General features: G+C 64.1%; 11 protein-coding genes and 2 tRNA genes. 7 read left to right on the top strand and 6 right to left on the bottom strand.

The genetic code is table 11. The features are described from left to right. Positions 1–96: 96 nt before the first annotated feature. The gene (gene rdgC, locus QYE47_RS18885; RefSeq protein ID WP_003252510.1) at positions 97–1017 is read right to left on the bottom strand and encodes a recombination-associated protein RdgC; all 921 of its coding nucleotides are present in this window, start codon (positions 1015–1017) and stop codon (positions 97–99) included. 217 nt (positions 1018–1234) lie between these two features. Here rdgC and QYE47_RS18880 point away from each other — a divergent pair. Further along, positions 1235–1310, top strand: a tRNA-Val gene (locus tag QYE47_RS18880). A gap of 13 nt (positions 1311–1323) precedes the next feature. Beyond that, positions 1324–1400, top strand: a tRNA-Asp gene (locus QYE47_RS18875). Positions 1401–1513: 113 nt separating this feature from the next. On the opposite strand, the gene map is transcribed toward QYE47_RS18875, so the two are convergent. Beyond that, positions 1514–2362 (bottom strand): type I methionyl aminopeptidase, encoded by an 849-nt coding sequence (map, locus tag QYE47_RS18870; protein WP_070384231.1) that lies wholly within the window; start codon positions 2360–2362, stop codon positions 1514–1516. Positions 2363–2629: 267 nt separating this feature from the next. Here map and QYE47_RS18865 point away from each other — a divergent pair, with 267 nt between their 5' ends. The 3 genes from QYE47_RS18865 (at position 2630) to nirD (ending at position 9851) form a co-directional block, all read left to right on the top strand. Continuing rightward, complete coding sequence (locus QYE47_RS18865) at positions 2630–6655, top strand: bifunctional nitrate reductase/sulfite reductase flavoprotein subunit alpha (RefSeq protein WP_070384230.1); 4026 nt, start codon at positions 2630–2632, stop codon at positions 6653–6655. Between the two features lie 281 nt (positions 6656–6936). Further along, positions 6937–9489: a nitrite reductase large subunit NirB gene (nirB, locus tag QYE47_RS18860; RefSeq protein ID WP_070384229.1), complete on the top strand. Its 2553-nt coding sequence runs from the start codon at positions 6937–6939 to the stop codon at positions 9487–9489. Next, positions 9489–9851 (top strand): nitrite reductase small subunit NirD, encoded by a 363-nt coding sequence (nirD, locus tag QYE47_RS18855; protein WP_014592070.1) that lies wholly within the window; start codon positions 9489–9491, stop codon positions 9849–9851. Before nirB ends, nirD begins: the two co-directional genes overlap by 1 nt. A gap of 127 nt (positions 9852–9978) precedes the next feature. Here nirD and QYE47_RS18850 read toward each other — a convergent pair whose 3' ends face one another. The 4 genes from QYE47_RS18850 to QYE47_RS18835 form a co-directional block, all read right to left on the bottom strand. Continuing rightward, positions 9979–10929, bottom strand: coding sequence for a 2-hydroxyacid dehydrogenase (locus QYE47_RS18850; RefSeq protein WP_070384228.1), 951 nt, complete (start codon positions 10927–10929; stop codon positions 9979–9981). Between the two features lie 24 nt (positions 10930–10953). Further along, positions 10954–11712, bottom strand: coding sequence for an SDR family oxidoreductase (locus tag QYE47_RS18845; protein WP_019436771.1), 759 nt, complete (start codon positions 11710–11712; stop codon positions 10954–10956). 18 nt (positions 11713–11730) lie between these two features. Then, positions 11731–12441, bottom strand: a complete 711-nt coding sequence (locus QYE47_RS18840; RefSeq protein ID WP_070384227.1) for a fumarylacetoacetate hydrolase family protein — start codon at positions 12439–12441, stop codon at positions 11731–11733. 219 nt (positions 12442–12660) lie between these two features. Beyond that, the gene (locus QYE47_RS18835; RefSeq protein ID WP_070384226.1) at positions 12661–14001 is read right to left on the bottom strand and encodes an MFS transporter; all 1341 of its coding nucleotides are present in this window, start codon (positions 13999–14001) and stop codon (positions 12661–12663) included. 349 nt (positions 14002–14350) lie between these two features. On the opposite strand from QYE47_RS18835, the gene QYE47_RS18830 reads away from it, so the two are divergent. After that, a complete protein-coding gene (locus QYE47_RS18830; RefSeq protein WP_014592065.1) occupies positions 14351–15280 on the top strand; it encodes an AraC family transcriptional regulator in 930 nt (309 codons plus the stop codon). A gap of 10 nt (positions 15281–15290) precedes the next feature. Further along, positions 15291–16223: a pca operon transcription factor PcaQ gene (gene pcaQ, locus QYE47_RS18825; RefSeq protein ID WP_014592064.1), complete on the top strand. Its 933-nt coding sequence runs from the start codon at positions 15291–15293 to the stop codon at positions 16221–16223. The last annotated feature ends 187 nt before the right edge of the window (positions 16224–16410 follow it).

Genomic DNA, 16410 nt, shown 5'->3' with positions numbered 1-16410 from the left:
GGAGGTGGGACACAGGCCGTCGTAGGAGCGGGTTTACCCGCGAAGAGGCCGGTGCTGGCAGAAAACGATTCAAGCCAGCACCGCATCTCATACCCGTCAGACCCCTTGCGGAATCTCTTCCCCACCCAGCGCCTCGAACAGCACCGGCAGGAATTCGGCAAAGGTCATCATCATCAGCTGGAAGCTGGCGTCGAACTGTTGCGCAGCCTCATCGCCACCGTCCTGCTCGGCCTGCTCCTGCAGCAGCTCTTCGAACTTCAGGCGCTTGATGACCATCTTGTCGTCGAGAATGAACGACAGCTTGTCTTGCCAGGCCAGGGCCAGCTGGGTCACCACTTTGCCGGTGCTCAGGTGCAGCTGGATCTCTTCGCCGGTGAGGTCCTGGCGCTTGCAGCGCACGATACCGCCATCTTCGGCGGTGTCGCGCAGTTCGCACTCGTCCAGCACATAGAAGCCTTCGGCGGCTTGCTGCGATTTGACCCAGTCGGTCATGGTGGCCACTGGCGCAATCTTCACCGTGGCCGGGCGCACTGGCAGCGAGCCCATCACTTCGCGCAGGGTCGACAGCAGGTCTTCGGCGCGCTTGGCGCTGGCCGAATTGACCAGGATCACGCCCAGGCGCGGGGCAATGGCAGCGAAGATCATCGAGCGGCGGATGAACGCACGCGGCAGGAACGCCTGGATGATTTCGTCCTTGATCTGGTCGCGTTCCTTTTTATAGACCTTGCGCATTTGCTCGGTCTCGATCTCTTCGACCTTTTCCTTGACCGCGTCGTTGACCACGCTGCTCGGCAGGATGCGTTCTTCCTTGCGCGCGGCAATCAGCAGGTACTCGCCGCTGACATGCACCAGGGGAGCGTCTTCGCCTTTGCCGAACGGCGCGACGAAACCATAAGTGGTCAGCTCCTGGCTGGCGCAGGGGCGGGCCGGTTTGCTGGCCAGGGCGGCTTCCAGCGCTTCAGGCTCGAACGGAACTTCCTGGGTCAGGCGGTAGGTCAGCAGGTTCTTGAACCACATGAGGGGCAATCTCTCCTTAATGCATAAGGCGGGCATTATTCTCCGAGCGGTGAATTCAGGCCAGCCCTGTCAGAGGGCCAGCAGTGGCTTATGCATGAAAGAATCGCCCGATAACGCTAGGTCTTTGAAAGGCCTGAGGTTTTTTTTGCAAAAAGTTTAAAAAGTGCTTGCCAGGGTGCGGGGCGCTCCGTAGAATGCGCGCCACACCGAGAGACATGGGTGATTAGCTCAGCCGGGAGAGCATCTGCCTTACAAGCAGAGGGTCGGCGGTTCGATCCCGTCATCACCCACCACTCGATGTATAGCGCAGCGGTAGTTCAGTCGGTTAGAATACCGGCCTGTCACGCCGGGGGTCGCGGGTTCGAGTCCCGTCCGCTGCGCCATATTCCACTTCCAGGGCCCACTGAACACCCGGAAGTAACAAAGAAAGCGACCCTAGGGTCGCTTTTTTTGTGCCTGCATTTTGTATCCATACCTGCACGCGTTTGCCGCAGCTTCAGCCACGACGTTCCTCCTCCCGCAATGTCAGCACCTCATACCCACCCTCAGTCACCGCCACGGTATGCTCCCACTGCGCCGACAAGCTGTGGTCCCGGGTGATCACCGTCCAGCCATCCTTCAACTCGCGCGTGCCGCGGCCACCCTGGTTGAACATCGGCTCGATGGTAAACACCATCCCCGGTTTCAGCTTCATGCCCATGCCGCGCTGGCCAATGTGCAGTACCTCTGGCCCTTCATGCATCTGCTGGCCAATACCGTGGCCGCAATACTCGCGCACCACGCTGTAACCCGCCGCCTCGGCATGGGCCTGCACGGCATGACCAATATCACCCAGCGTTGCCCCAGGGCGCACCTGCTCGATGCCTTTCCACAACGCGTCATAGGTGGTGTCGACCAGGCGCCGGGCTTCTTCGCTGATCTTGCCGATGCAATACATCTTCGACGAATCGGCAATGTAGCCGCCCTGTTCCAGCGTGATGTCGACGTTGATGATCGAGCCTTCCTTGAGCACCTCATCGACCTTGGGTATGCCGTGGCATACCACGTGGTCCACCGAAGTATTGAGCGAGTAAGGGAAGCCATACTGGCCTTTGCTTGCTGGCCGTGCCTTGAGCGTATCGACGATGAACGCCTCGGCGCGGTCGTTGATCTGCATCGTGGTCACGCCGGGGCGGATGAAGCTGTCGAGTTCGGTGAACACCTGGGCCAGTAGCTGGCCGGCGCGGCGCATCAGGTCGAGTTGGGCGGGGGTCTTGAGGATCACCTGGGACATGGGGGGAGGGCAGTTGCTCATGCTGAAAATTGCCCCAGCATAGCGCCAGCGGGTACCGGCTTGCCACCGCATGGTGCGTACCCTGTGCAGGCCTCTTCGCGGGCACGCCCGCTCCCACAGGTACGGCGCCGCCCTCAGGCCTTGCGATATCCCTGTGGGAGCGGGCATGCCCGCGAAAGGGCCGGTATAGCTGGCCCATAAATTGCTGATCTACCCTCATCCCGGGCTATCAACGTCGACAGCCCTCACCATTTCACGACAAAGGCGCCGTGTTGCCCCGCTTGCATCAGCATGCCGGGGCAGCCGGCGCCTTTTTGCGTTTTCCACAGGAGCCCGCCCATGGCCAACAGCGAAGTACGCAGCGTCTGCCCCTACTGCGGCGTGGGCTGCGGCATCGTCATGAGCGTTGCCGATGGCAAGGTCGGCAAGATCAGCGGCGACAAGCTGCACCCGAGCAACTTTGGCCGCCTATGCACCAAAGGCCTCACCGCACATCTGCCACTGAGTGCGAGCGGGCGCATGGCCGACGCCTATGTGCGCCAGCAACGCAGCCAGCCGCCAGTGCGCACCAGCATGGACCAGGCCATCGCTGCCACCGCCGAGCGTCTGCGCGGCATCATCGACCAGCACGGCCCAGATGCCGTGGCGCTGTACGTGTCCGGGCAAATGTCGCTGGAGGCCCAGTACCTGGCCAACAAGCTGGCCAAGGGTTTTATTCGTACGCGCCACATCGAGTCCAACTCGCGCCTGTGCATGGCCAGCGCCAGCAGTGGCTACAAGCTTTCGCTGGGCGCCGATGGCCCACCTGGCAGTTACCAGGACTTCGAGCACGCCGACGTATTTCTGGTGATCGGCGCCAACATGGCCGACTGCCACCCGATCCTGTTCCTGCGCCTGCTTGATCGGGTCAAGGCCGGCGCCAGGCTGATCGTCGTCGACCCGCGGCGCAGCGCAACCGCCGACAAGGCCGACCTGTTTCTGCAGGTGCGCCCCGGCAGTGACATGGCCTTGCTCAACGGCCTTTTGCACCTGCTGCATCGCAACGGCCACACCAACCCCGATTTTATCGCCCGCCACACCGAAGGCTGGGACGAACTGCCGGCCTTCCTCGACGACTATATCCCCGAGCGCGTAGCCGCCATCACCGGGCTGGCCGAGGCCGATATCATTAAGGCCGCCGAATGGATCGGCAGCGCCAACAACTGGATGAGCTGCTGGACCATGGGCTTGAACCAGAGCATTCACGGCACCTGGCACAGCAACGCCATCTGTAACCTGCATTTGGCCACGGGTGCCATCTGCCGCCCCGGTAGCGGCCCGTTCTCACTGACCGGCCAGCCCAATGCCATGGGCGGCCGCGACATGGGCTACATGGGCCCCGGCTTGCCAGGCCAGCGCTCTGCGTTGGTGGACGACGACCGCGCGTTCGTCGAACGACAGTGGCAACTGCCACCCGGCAGCCTGCGAAGCGAGGGCGGCGAGGGTACGGTGGCGCTGTTCGGGCAGATGAAAGCCGGTGAAGTGAAAGCCTGCTGGGTCATCTGCAGCAACCCGGTGGCCAGTGTCGCCAACCGCCAGCAAGTGATCGACGGCCTGCGCAAGGCCGAACTGGTCATTACCCAGGACGCCTTCCTCGACACCGAAACCAACCGTTACGCCGACATCCTGCTGCCGGCCGCGCTGTGGGCCGAAGGCGAGGGTGTGATGATCAACAGCGAGCGCAACCTGACCCTGATGCCACGCGCTGTCGAGCCCCCCGGGCAAAGTTTGCCGGACTGGCAGATCATTGCCCGCGTGGCATGTGCCATGGGCTATGCCGACGCCTTCGACTACCCCAATGCCGAAGCGGTGTATGAGGAAATACGCCGATTCCACAACCCTGTTACCGGTTATGACCTGCGCGGTATCGGCTATGCCGAATTGCGTACACAGCCGCGCCAGTGGCCTTGTGCACCGGGCAGCGAGCAGCATCGTAGCCCGCTGCGCTACCTCAACGACGGCAGCAGCCAGGCGTTCCTGCTCGATGCCCGGGGTAGGCGGCCGGCACTGGCCTTTCCCACCGCCAGCGGCAAGGCGCGCTTCTTTGCGCGGCCCTGGTTACCGGCAGCGGAAGTGCCGGACGATAACTACCCCATGGTGCTGAACACCGGTCGCGTGCAGCACCAATGGCACACGTTGACCAAGACCGGCAAGGTGCCGGCACTGAACAAGCTGGAGCCCGGCCCCTACCTTGAGATTCACCCCGAGGATGCCGCCCGGCTGGGTGTCGCTGAAAAGGACCAGGTGGCCGTTCGCTCGCGCCGGGGGCACGCCGTGTTGCCGGCGCGCATCAGTGACCGGGTCATGCCGGGCAACTGCTTTGCGCCGTTTCACTGGAATGACCTGATCGGCGAGCAACTGGCGATCAATGCCGCGACCTGCGATGCGGTCGACCCGCTGTCGCTGCAGCCTGCCTTCAAACACTGCGCCGTAGCCCTGGAGCGGGTCGCAGGCGAGCGCATCGACGCCCTTGATCTGAACACTGCCACTGTAGAGCCTGTCCGCATGCCGACCGCCACCCTGTCCCGTCTGCTTGGCCTGCACACCCTGCCGGTTCCGGTGCTGGCCGAAGAAGAGCGACATTACCTGCAAGGTTTCCTGCTGGGTCTGGACCAGGCCCGCGCCGAGGGCGTACCCCGCTTGCCCGCCAGTGCGCCGCTGGCTGCCAGCCGTCGTTTGTTTGTCGACGGTTTGCTGGCCGGGCTGTTCGCCCAGCCTGTAACTGCGCCCATCGCGGCACAGGCCGCGCCATGGCATCAGGTGTTGTGGGCCTCGCAGACCGGCAATGGTGAGCAACTGGCCGAACGCTGTGCCGCGCGCCTGCGCGGTGCTGGTCTGAACGTGCAACTCAGCTGCCTGGAGGCGGTCAGCCCAAGCCAGCTGCAGGGTGCTGCCAGTGTGGTGGTGATCGCCAGCACCTTTGGCGATGGCGACGCGCCCGACAGCGGCGCGGCATTCTGGCAGGCCTTGCAGGGCGAGGAGGGCGCCCACTGCGCCGGGCTGCCCTATGCCGTACTGGCCTTGGGCGACTCCAGTTACGACCAGTTCTGCGGTTTTGGCCGCAAGCTCGACCAGCGCCTGGCCGAGCTGGGAGGGCAGCGCCTGCTGCAACGGGTGGACTGCGAGCCAGACTTCGACGAAGCCTTTGCCGGCTGGCTCGAAGCGTTATTGCCTGCACTGGGCAGTGCCGCGGCGCCACCTCCGGCGAGTGAACCTGCACCCGTATCGGCGTTCAGCAAGCAGCAACCCTGGATGGCCACCGTACTGGAAAACCGCCTGCTCAATGGCCCCGGCGCCAGCAAGGAAACTCGCCAGCTGGTCTTCGACCTGGGCGGCAGCGGCTTCAGTTATGCTGCCGGCGATGCCCTGGGCGTATGGCCGCGCAACTGCCCGGCCCTGGTAGAAGAGCTGCTGACGCTGATGCAGCTCGACGGCCAGGCGATGGTCGAGCTTAAAGGTCATTGCGCCATGCCATTGGCCGAAGCCCTGCAAACACACCTGGAAATTGCCAAGGTCACTGCGCAACAACTGCAGGCATTTGCCAGCAATGCGCCTGACCTGCAGCGTTTGCTGCAGCCTGAATGCAAGGCCGAGCTGCAAGATTGGCTGTGGGGCCGGCAACTGGTCGATGTGCTGCGCGCCTTCCCCCAGCAGTTGTCGCTGGCCAGCTGGCTGGAACTGCTCAAGCCATTGCAGCCGCGGCTCTATTCGATCAGCTCCAGCCCGCTGGCGCACCCAGGCCAGGTGCATCTGACGGTGTCGACGGTGCGTTATGGCGAACGTAAAGGCGTGTGCTCAAGCTTCCTTGCTGACCGTGCGCAGGTACAGAAAGTGGCGATCTTCCCGCAGGTGTCGAAGCACTTCCGCTTGCCCGAGGACGACAGCGTGCCGGTGATCATGGTGGGCCCTGGTACTGGCATTGCACCGTTCCGTGCGTTCCTCGAGGAGCGAGAGGCACGGGGGGCAAAAGGCGGCAACTGGCTGTTCTTCGGTGAGCAGTACGCAGCGACCGATTTTTATTACCAGGAGCAGTTGCAGGCCTGGCAGGCGGCGGGGCACCTGCGGCTGGACACGGCGTTCTCGCGGGACCAGGTCGAGAAGATCTATGTGCAGCAGCGCATGCTCGAGCAGGGTGCGCTGCTGTGGCAGTGGCTGGAGGCGGGGGCGTATTTCTATGTGTGTGGCGATGCGCATCGCATGGCCAGGGACGTGGATGCGGCGTTGCGGGTGATCGTCGCCGAGCATGGCCGGATGGATGCGGCGGCGGCTGCGGCTTATGTCGAAGGCTTGAGCAAGGCCAGGCGTTATCGGCGCGATGTGTACTGAAGTGCTCCAAGATGGGGTGCTGTGCACTTTGAATGTGCATTGGCTGGGCGGCCCCCTTCGCTGGTGAACCAGTGGAGGCCAGTGTAGGAGCGGGTTTACCCGCGAAGAGGCCGACACAGGCAACCCAGGCAACCCGATTGGCACGCTCCCTGCTTAACCTCGGATACAACAAAGCCCACTGATCAACGGCGATCAACCCGGGCCCCCTACCGTGATGAATACAGGCAAAGGCGCCTGGAGCTTCGGCTCCAGGCGCTTTTTTTTTGATCGAGGATCGGCTTATGAAGGCAACAGCGAGCAGCGGGCAACGAGAGCGACTGGTCATCGTCGGCAACGGCATGGTCGGCCACCATTGCGTCGAACAACTGGTCAGTCGCGGCGCCCTGCAGCGCTTCGAGGTGCGGGTATTCGGCGAAGAGCGCCAACGCGCATATGACCGCGTGCACCTGTCCGAATACTTCGGCGGCAGCTGTGCCGAAACCCTGGCCCTGTGTGAGCACGATTTCTACGACGCCAATGGCGTGCACCTGCACCTGAGTGAGGCCGTGCAGGAGATCGATCGTGAGCGCCGCGAAGTCGTCACTGCCGAAGGTCGCTATGGCTACGACCAGCTGGTGCTGGCCACCGGCTCCTATCCCTTCGTGCCGCCGATCGAAGGCTCCAGCGGCAATGCCCGCCTGGTCTACCGCACCCTGGACGACCTCGATGGCATTCGTGCTGCCGCAGCCGGTGCCCGCCGAGGGGTGGTGGTCGGCGGTGGCCTGCTTGGCCTGGAAGCGGCCAACGCCCTCAAGTCGCTGGGGTTGGAAGCCCACGTGGTGGAATTCGCCCCACGGCTGATGCCGGTCCAGCTGGACGGCGAGGGCGGTGCCGCGTTGAAGGCGCAGATCGAAGCGCTGGGTGTGGGGGTGCACCTGTCGCGCGCCACCCAGTCGGTCAGTGCCGGTGAAACCTACCGGTACCGCATGAACTTCGACGGCGGTGAGCACCTGGAAACCGACCTGATCGTGTTCTCCGCCGGTATCCGCCCACAGGATGCACTGGGCCGGGGCTGCGGCCTGGACATCGCCGCGCGCGGTGGCGTGGTCATCGACAACCACTGCCGCAGTAGCGACCCACGTATCTTCGCCATCGGCGAGTGCGCCTCGTGGAACGGCAGCGTGTTCGGCCTGGTCGCCCCGGGCTACAGCATGGCGCGCAACCTGGCTGGGCTGCTGATGGGCGAGGCGGCGGTGGCGTTCACCGGCGCCGACATGTCGACCAAGCTCAAGCTGCTGGGTGTGGATGTCGGTTCGATCGGCGACGCCCACGGTGCCACGCCGGGCGCGCGCAGCTATCGCTTCATCGATGAAGCCAACAGCGCTTACCGCCGTTTGGTGGTGGATGCCAGCGGCAAGCACGTGCTCGGCGCGGTGCTGGTCGGCGACAACAGCTATTACGACACCCTGTTGCAGTACGCCCAGAACGGCATCGCCCTGCCGGCCGACCCGGCAGCGCTCATCTTGCCGCAAGGCGGTGGTGCGCCGGCCTTGGGCGCCGATGCGCTGCCTGACAGCGCGACCATCTGCTCCTGCCACAACGTCAGCAAGGGGGCGGTGTGCGCCGCGATCGACAGTGGCTGTAGCGACTTGGCTGCGGTCAAGGGCTGCACCAAGGCCGCGACCGGCTGCGGCGGTTGCGCGGCCCTGCTCAAGCAAGTCTTCGAGCACGAGCTGACGGCCCGCGGCGTGGCGGTGGACAAGAGCCTGTGCGAGCACTTTGCCTACACTCGGCAGGAGCTGTACGGGTTGGTGCGGGTGGAGGGTATCCGCACCTTCAGCGAACTGCTCCAGCGCCATGGCAAGGGCCATCTGGGGTGTGACATCTGCAAGCCGGCGGTGGGCAACATTCTCGCCTCGTGCTGGAACCAGCCGATCATGGACCCGGCGCTGGTGCCGCTGCAGGACACCAACGACACCTTCATGGCCAACATGCAGAAAAACGGCACCTATTCGGTGGTGCCGCGCATTCCCGGTGGTGAAATAACCCCCGACAAGCTCATCGTCATCGGCCAGGTGGCCAAGAAATACGACCTGTACACCAAGATCACCGGTGGCCAGCGCATCGACCTGTTCGGCGCCCAGTTGCACGAGCTGCCGCTGATCTGGGGCGAACTGATCGAGGCCGGTTTCGAAACCGGTCACGCCTATGGCAAGTCGACCCGCACGGTAAAGTCGTGCGTGGGCAGTACCTGGTGCCGTTACGGCGTGCAGGACAGTGTCGCCATGGCCCTGCGCCTGGAAGACCGCTACAAGGGCCTGCGCAGCCCCCACAAGCTCAAGTTCGCGGTATCGGGTTGCACCCGTGAATGCGCCGAAGCGCAGAGCAAGGACATCGGCGTTATCGCCACCGACAAGGGCTGGAACCTGTACGTGTGCGGGAACGGCGGCATGCGCCCGCGGCATGCCGAGCTGTTCGCCACCGACCTGGACGACGAAACCCTGGTACGCCTGATCGACCGCGTGCTGATGTTCTACATCCGCACGGCCGACAAGCTGCAGCGCACCTCGGTGTGGCGTGAGAACCTGGAAGGCGGGCTGGACTACCTGAAGCAGGTGGTCATCGACGACAGCCTGGGCCTGGCCAGCGAGCTGGAAGCGCAGATGCAGCATGTGGTCGACCAGTATGAATGCGAATGGGCCAATGCCCTCAACGATCCGGAGAAGCTCAAGCGCTTCCGTACCTTCGTCAACGACCGACGCGCCGACCCGGACGTGCACTTCGTGCGCGAACGCGAACAACGCCGGCCCGCTGCACCGCTGCACCTGATCCCAACTGTCGAGGAGGCTGTCTGATGAACCTGGCCAATGCTGCTGTGAACACGCAAGAAAACTGGCAGACGGTGTGCCAGGCGCAAGACCTGGTGGCCGATTCCGGGGTCGTGGTTTGGTTCGATGGGGCCCAGGTGGCGTTGTTCTACCTGCCGGGGCAGGCGCAGCCGTTATACGCGGTGGACAACCGTGACCCGCGCTCCGGCGCCAATATCATCGGCCGTGGGCTGGTGGGCAGCGTGCAGGGCGAACTGGTGGTGGCGGCGCCGTTGTACAAGCAGCATTTCAGCCTGCTGAGTGGGGAGTGCCTGGAGGATGCCGGGCAGAGGTTGCGGGTGTGGCCGGTGCGGTTGACGGGGGAGGCGGTGGAGCTGGCTTTGGCCTGACAACCCTTTGCTGCCTGTGTCGGCCTCTTCGCGGTCAAGCCCGCTCCTACGGAATCTGCACCGCCTTCAAATACGGCGCTGCACCTGTGGGAGCGGGCTTTCCCGCGAGGAGGCCAGCACGAGCCGACTAGATAACCAACCCCTGCGGCGTGCGCCCGGCAAATACATCCACCAGGCTGGCCACCACCATCTCGCCCATGCGCGTGCGTGTCTGTACCGTGGCACTGGCTCGATGCGGTTGCAGGACTACATCTTCGCGCTCGAACAACGCCTCGGGCGCTCGCGGTTCATCGGCAAACACATCCAGCGCCGCGCCAGCAATCTCGCCGGCCTGCAGCGCGGCGATCAACGCAGGCTCATCTACCAGCTTGCCGCGTGCGATGTTGATCAGGTACCCCTCGCTGCCCAACGCCTGAAGCACGTCGCGATTGATCAGCGCCTCGCCCTTGTCAGCCGCCGCCGCGAGGATCAGCGCATCGCTGTCCTTGGCCAACTGCAGCAGATCTGCCTCGAACCCGTAGGGCACATCCAGCGCCTGTAGATCGGTGTAGCTGATTGGGCAACCGAAGGCTGCCGCCCGCTGTGCTACCGCCCGACCGACCCGGCCCATGCCGACGATGCCCACGCGCATGCCCGACACCTGCCGGGCCAGTGGCAGCGGTGCCAGCGGCGTGGTGCTGGTGGCCCAACGGCCGGCGCGAACGAAGCGGTCACCGGTGCAGATCCCCCGGCACAAGCCGATCAGCAGGCCGATGGCAAGATCGGCGACGTCCTCGGTGAGCGCACCGATGGTCGCCGTCACCTGGATGCCGCGATCGCGGGCATAGGCCAAGTCTACCGCGTCGGTGCCGACGCCATTGACGGCGATCACTTCGAGGTTGGGCAGGCGCGCCATCAGCGCCTGGCTGATGCCGGTGTGGCCGCCGGTAATCACGCCCCGAATGTTGTTTGCATACTGGCTGACGTAGGCATCCTTGTCGGCCTGTTCGTAGTAACGGTGTACGGTGAACAGCTGTTCCAGGCGCTCACGTATCTGCGGGATCAGGATAGGGCTCAGTTGCAGGATTTCTGGTTTCATCGGTCACTCCATCATAAACAGGGATCAGCCACGGCCAACGAACGGCATGTTGCTGGCCATCACGGTCATGTTCAGTACATTGGCGTCGAGCGGCAGCGCTGCGATGTAACGCACCGCATCGGCCACATGGCGCACGTCGAGCATCGGCTCGGCGGCGATCTCGCCATTGGCCTGACGCACACCCCGGGTCATGCGCTCGGACAACTCGGTCAGGGCGTTGCCGATGTCCAACTGGCTGCACACGATGTTGTAAGGCCGACCATCCAGCGCCAGCGCTTTGGTCAGGCCCAGCACCGCATGCTTGCTGGCGGTGTAAGGTGCGGTGAACGGGCGTGGGGTGTGCGCCGAGATCGAGCCGTTGTTGATGATCCGCCCGCCTTGCGGCTGCTGGCGGCGCATCAGGCCGAAGGCGGCGCGAGCGCACAGGAATACACCATCGACGTTGGTGGCGATGACGTTGCGCCAGTTCTCCAACGGAAGCTCGTCGACGGGTACAGCGGGGGCGTTGATGCCGGCATTGTTGAACATTACGTCGAGGCGGCCATGCACCTCCTCGATGGTGGCGAACAAGTGCGCGACGCTTTGCTCATCGCGCACGTCAGTGGGAACGGCCAAGGCCTCACCACCCGCTGCTTGCGCTTGCTCGACGACGGCTTGTAGCGGTTCGGCGCGGCGCCCGGCGAGGACCAGGCTGAAGTTGTCCTCGAGCAGGGCGAGGGCGACGGCACGGCCGATGCCACTGCCAGCACCGGTGACCAGCGCGACTTTCTTGTTTTGGCTCATCGATAGGCTCCAACAGGTTCAGGCGGCGTTGACGGTATGCCCGGCAGGGCGAGGACCGACGTGCAGGTGCAGTTCGCCGATACCGTCGATCCCGGCGTGTATCGTGTCGCCCGGGTTCAGCGGTGCCACACCGGGCGGGCTGCCGGTCATGATCAGGTCGCCCGGGCGCAGCGGCAGCTGGCGAGACAGCCTGCTGATCACTTCGGCCAATGCCCAGGTCTGCTGGCTGAGGTGTGCACGTTGGCGCTCCTGGCCATTGACCTGCAGCCAAAGGGCCGCATCCAGCGGCCAGTCGCATTCGCTGGCGGGGACGATGGCGGTCATCGGTGCCGAAGCCTCGAACACCTTGGCGCCTTCCCATGGCAGGCCCTCGGCCTTGGCCTTGCGCTGGTGATCGCGACGGGTCATGTCCAGGCCGGCGGCAAAGCCGAACACGTGCTCCAGGGCATGCTCGCAGGCGATGTTGGCGCCGCCTTTGGCGATGGCCGCGACCAGCTCGATTTCATGGCAGAACTCGTCGGTCTGCGGCGGGAAGGGCAGTTCGCCCAGGGCCTCGACCACGTTGCTTGCCGGTTTCATGAAAAACACAGGCTCCTGCGGCGCCGCGCCGTAGGATTGCGGCCAGGGGTAGTTGCGGCCGAGGCAGAACACCCGGCCGACCGGGAAGCGCGCATCGCTGCCGCGGATTGGCAGGCTGACGATGGCCGGCGGGTTGAACAGGTAGGTCATGGGTGGATCCTCCGTACTGGAGTGGTCAGCGTATCCAGCGGCTGGCCGGCAAAGTTGGACGAAAGCGGGGTTGGGTTGGACTATCCAAGGCACCTGTACCGGCCTTTCGCGGCTGAAGCCGCTCCTACAGGGATAGCGTCAAACTCAGGGCCAATACCGTCCCCCCGTAGGAGCGGCTTTAGCCGCGAAGAGGCCGGTACCGTCAATACACTCCCAGGCTCAGCCCGCAGTCTTCAGCTCGATGCGATACAGCTTCCCAAGCAGCAGCGAGTAAGACAGTGTGCCCATCAACGCCACACCACCGATGAACCAGAACGCCATGGCGAACGAGCCACTGGCGTGCACGATGGCGCCGATCACGATCGGTGTGACGATGCCGCCGATGTTCGCCGCCAGGCTGGTAATGCCGCCGGTCAGGCCGATCAGCTCCTTTGGCGCCACTTCCGACACGGCAGCCCACGACGACGAGGCGATGCCCTGGGCGAAGAACGCCAGGGTCAGCACGGCGATGCACAGCACATTGGAGTCGGTGAAGTTCACCAGCACGATCGACATCCCCAGCATCGAGCCCACCACCAGCGGCAGCTTGCGGGCAAACGACAGCGAGTAGCCCTTGCGGATCAGCAGGTCGGAGACGATGCCCGCCAGGAGGATCCCGACCGTGGCACCAATGAACGGCATGACCGCGAAGATGCCGACCTTGATCAGCGTCAGCTGGCGTTCTTCGATCAGGTAGGTGGGGAACCATGTAAGGAAGAAGTACAGTGCCGAGGTGCTGGCGAACTTGCCCAGGCAGATCGCCCAGACCTGGCGATAGCGGAACAGTTCGGCGACCTGGCGCCAGTCGAAGCGGGTACGTTGCTGGCTGCTCTTCACCAGGCCACCGCCGTTCTCGATGTAGGCCAGTTCCTCCTTGCTGACCTTCTTGCAGTTCAGCGGGTCGCGGTACAGCACCAGCCACACAACGCCGAACACGATGCCGACCAGACCGGTGCTGTAAAACACGTGGCGCCAGTCATAGGTGGTCGCCAGCCACAGCAGCGCGCCGGTGAACAGCGCGGTGCCCAGGTACTGGCCACATACGTAGATGCTGCTGGCCATGCCGCGCTCGCGGGCGGGGAACCACACCGTGACCGCACGGCTGTTGGCCGGGAAGGCCGGGGCCTCCATGGCGCCGACCGCCAGGCGCAGGCCGAACAGCGAGGCGAAGCCACTGGCCAGGCCCTGGGCCACGGTGACCGCCGACCAGCTGATCAGCGACACGCCATAGGTCAGGCGCGAGCCGAAGCGGTCGGCAATGAAGCCAGCCGGTACCAGGGCCAACGCGTAGGTCCAGGCGAAGGCGGAGAAAATCAGGCCCATCTCGACCTTGTCCAGGCCCAGGTCTTTGGCCATGAACGGCGCTGCGATGGAAATGTTCACCCGGTCGACGTAGTTGATGATGGTCGCCACCAGCAGCAGCGACAGCATGAACCAGCGGCGGCGGGTAGGCAGGCGCTGGGCAGGGGCCGCGTCCAGCGTGTACGACGACGCGGCGCGGGGGGTAGGCGTGCTCGACATGAGTCGACCTCGTTTGTTGTTGTTGGTAGAGGTTGGGCTGCAGTCCCTTTTCTACAGTGGTCGTACGACGCATTGAATGCAACGGTGGTTTTAGACCGTTTTTTTTGCTCGAGGCGGGGGATGGCTGTGCTGTCCAAGAAAATCCGAAGGTGGGGTTTTGCGCGTATTTTCAGCTGTATGTCGCATTCTCAGCGGGTTGTGGGCGTTTAGGGTTGCGCGACTTTTTGCAGACAGGTTTAATTTGATGACTTTAGACATCGTACAACTTGTTGTGCCTGCTCTGGTCTCTTCGCGGCCTTGCCCGTGAAGGGGCCAGACAGCGCCATCCTTGAAGACTGGAGCCAACCCAATGCCTCCCAAGCGCGAGGTTCCGACCTACGTCATGCAGCAGCGCAGCGAGCTGATGGATTTTTACATCCGCGACCAGCGCGGGCGCCCCGCCGAGACCGCGCCGCACCGTCACGAGTATTTTCAGATCCAGGTCAATTTAGGCGGCGACACGGTGCAACACATCGGTAGCGTGCAGCGTCCGTTCAGGCGCAACACCCTGGCTTTCATCCTGCCGCACCGGGTGCACGTGATCCCGCATCCGGCGGACAGCGACTTCGTTGTGATCAATTTCTCCCAGACGTTCCTGCTGCCGCACCTGGCCTGCGACCCGATGGACCTGGAAGAAGTGTCGATCCTGCAGGCGCCGGAGTTGTCACCGTTCCGCTTTCAGGAGCATCTCGACTTTTGCCTGGGTGAAGCCGACTTTGCCCAGGCGCGGCAAATCCTCGATCGCTTGCGTGAACTGGATGCCAACCGCCGCTTCGGCACCCGCGAAATGCTCAAGGGCCTGTTGCTGCAGCTGATCGGCCAGGTCTGCGGCCTGTACGCCGAGCCGCTGCGCGAACTGGCCGACAGCAACGCGGCCCAGCTCAGCCGCCGCGCCGCGCTGGCCCGCATGAGCGACTACCTGCGCCGGCATATCGACGACCCCGATCTGAACCTGCAGAAAGTCGCCGCCGCCACCTACCTGTCGCCGACCTACCTGACCCACTGGCTGCGCAAGGAAATTGGCAAGACCTTCAGCGAGCTGGTGCTGGAGCGGCGCATGCACGCCGCACGCAACTACCTGCTCAACGGCAGCCGCCCGGTGGGCGAGGTGGCGCGGCTTTGTGGCTTTGCGGACGAGGCCTACTTCTCTCGACGTTTCCGCCAGATCCACGGCCTGCCACCTGGCCAGTTTCGCCGCCAGCAACGCGACCCGGATACGCCGCAGGTAGCGATGCGGTAAGCTTGCTGCCATGAACCTCGACACCCGCATCAAATACCGTCACTTGCTGTGCTTCCTGGAGATTGCCCGGCAGGGCAGCCTGGCCAGGGCGGCCGATATCCTGTCGATCAGCCAGCCGGCGATTTCCAAGACCCTCAAGGAGCTTGAGGACCTGCTCGAGGCGCGCCTGTTCGAGCGCAGCCGCCAGGGTGTCGAGCTGACCCTGGCCGGCACCCGCTTCATGCGTTACGCCGGGCCCAGTGTGCAGGCGCTGCGCGATGGCGTCAGCAGCCTGCGCGGTGAAGCGCGGGCGCCGTCGCAGGTGCGCATTGGCGTGCTGTCCACGGTCGAAGGCCTGCTCATGCCTGAGGTGCTGTGCCGCCTGCATCAGCGCCATGAAGCGCTGGTGATCAGCGTGGTCACCGGGGTCAGCGCGCAGTTGCTTGGCCAACTTCACCTGGGGGAGCTGGAACTGGTGGTGGGGCGCATGACCGACAGTCCACAAATCCAGGGGTTGTCGTTCGAGCACCTGTACAGCGAGTCGATGAGCCTGGTGGTGCGCCCGGGTCACCCGCTGCTGGCCAGCACGCCCGTGGAGCGGGGGCAGGTGGGGCGTTACCCGCTGGTGCTGCCACCGGCCGGTACCACCATCCGCCAGCATGCCGACAGCCTGTTTGTGCAATGCGGCATCCAGATGCCGGCCCAGCGCCTGGAAACCCTGTCGCTGGCCCTGAGCCGGCGTTACCTGCTGGGCAGCGATGGCCTGTGGGTGGCGCCGCGTGATGCCGTGCTACTCGACCTGCGCCGTGGCGAACTGGTCGAGCTTGACCTGGGTGTGCGTGAGCCGGGAGGATCGGTGGGGATTTGCCGCAATGCCGCCTTGCCGTTGAGTTTGCCGGGGCAGTGGGTGGGTGAGGTGCTGCGGGAGGTGGCAGGGGAATATCGAGAGGGTCGGTATCCTTGAGTTTTTCGGGGGTGCCTGGCCTGATGTTTCCGACCTCAGAACCCGCAGAAATAAAAAGCCACCAAAGCCCGGCAAACCCGACACAAAGGGTCAATACTGGCCAATGGCTGTAAAGCTTCGATGAAGAAGCTTTTAATGACTGAACTTCCTTACGAAAACCCGCTCCTATGCCGGTAGCCATTGGTCA

The organism is Pseudomonas sp. 2,4-D (genome assembly GCF_030418155.1).
Taxonomy (GTDB): Bacteria; Pseudomonadota; Gammaproteobacteria; order Pseudomonadales; family Pseudomonadaceae; genus Aquipseudomonas; species Aquipseudomonas alloputida.
The sequence above is the reverse complement of the archived record's forward strand: the minus strand, read 5'-3'. Positions and strand labels throughout refer to the sequence as shown.

Bases quoted from the DNA above. Each gene is read 5' to 3' on its own strand.
- QYE47_RS18845 (WP_019436771.1), bottom strand. From the start codon at position 11,712: ATGAGCCAAAACAAGAAAGTCGCGCTGGTCACCGGTGCTGGCAGTGGC.
- QYE47_RS18865 (WP_070384230.1), top strand. From the start codon at position 2,630: ATGGCCAACAGCGAAGTACGCAGCGTCTGCCCCTACTGCGGCGTGGGC.
- map (WP_070384231.1), bottom strand. From the start codon at position 2,362: ATGCGGTGGCAAGCCGGTACCCGCTGGCGCTATGCTGGGGCAATTTTC.
- pcaQ (WP_014592064.1), top strand. From the start codon at position 15,291: ATGAACCTCGACACCCGCATCAAATACCGTCACTTGCTGTGCTTCCTG.
- nirB (WP_070384229.1), top strand. From the start codon at position 6,937: ATGAAGGCAACAGCGAGCAGCGGGCAACGAGAGCGACTGGTCATCGTC.
- rdgC (WP_003252510.1), bottom strand. From the start codon at position 1,017: ATGTGGTTCAAGAACCTGCTGACCTACCGCCTGACCCAGGAAGTTCCG.
- QYE47_RS18830 (WP_014592065.1), top strand. From the start codon at position 14,351: ATGCCTCCCAAGCGCGAGGTTCCGACCTACGTCATGCAGCAGCGCAGC.
- QYE47_RS18850 (WP_070384228.1), bottom strand. From the start codon at position 10,929: ATGAAACCAGAAATCCTGCAACTGAGCCCTATCCTGATCCCGCAGATA.
- nirD (WP_014592070.1), top strand. From the start codon at position 9,489: ATGAACCTGGCCAATGCTGCTGTGAACACGCAAGAAAACTGGCAGACG.
- QYE47_RS18840 (WP_070384227.1), bottom strand. From the start codon at position 12,441: ATGACCTACCTGTTCAACCCGCCGGCCATCGTCAGCCTGCCAATCCGC.
- QYE47_RS18835 (WP_070384226.1), bottom strand. From the start codon at position 14,001: ATGTCGAGCACGCCTACCCCCCGCGCCGCGTCGTCGTACACGCTGGAC.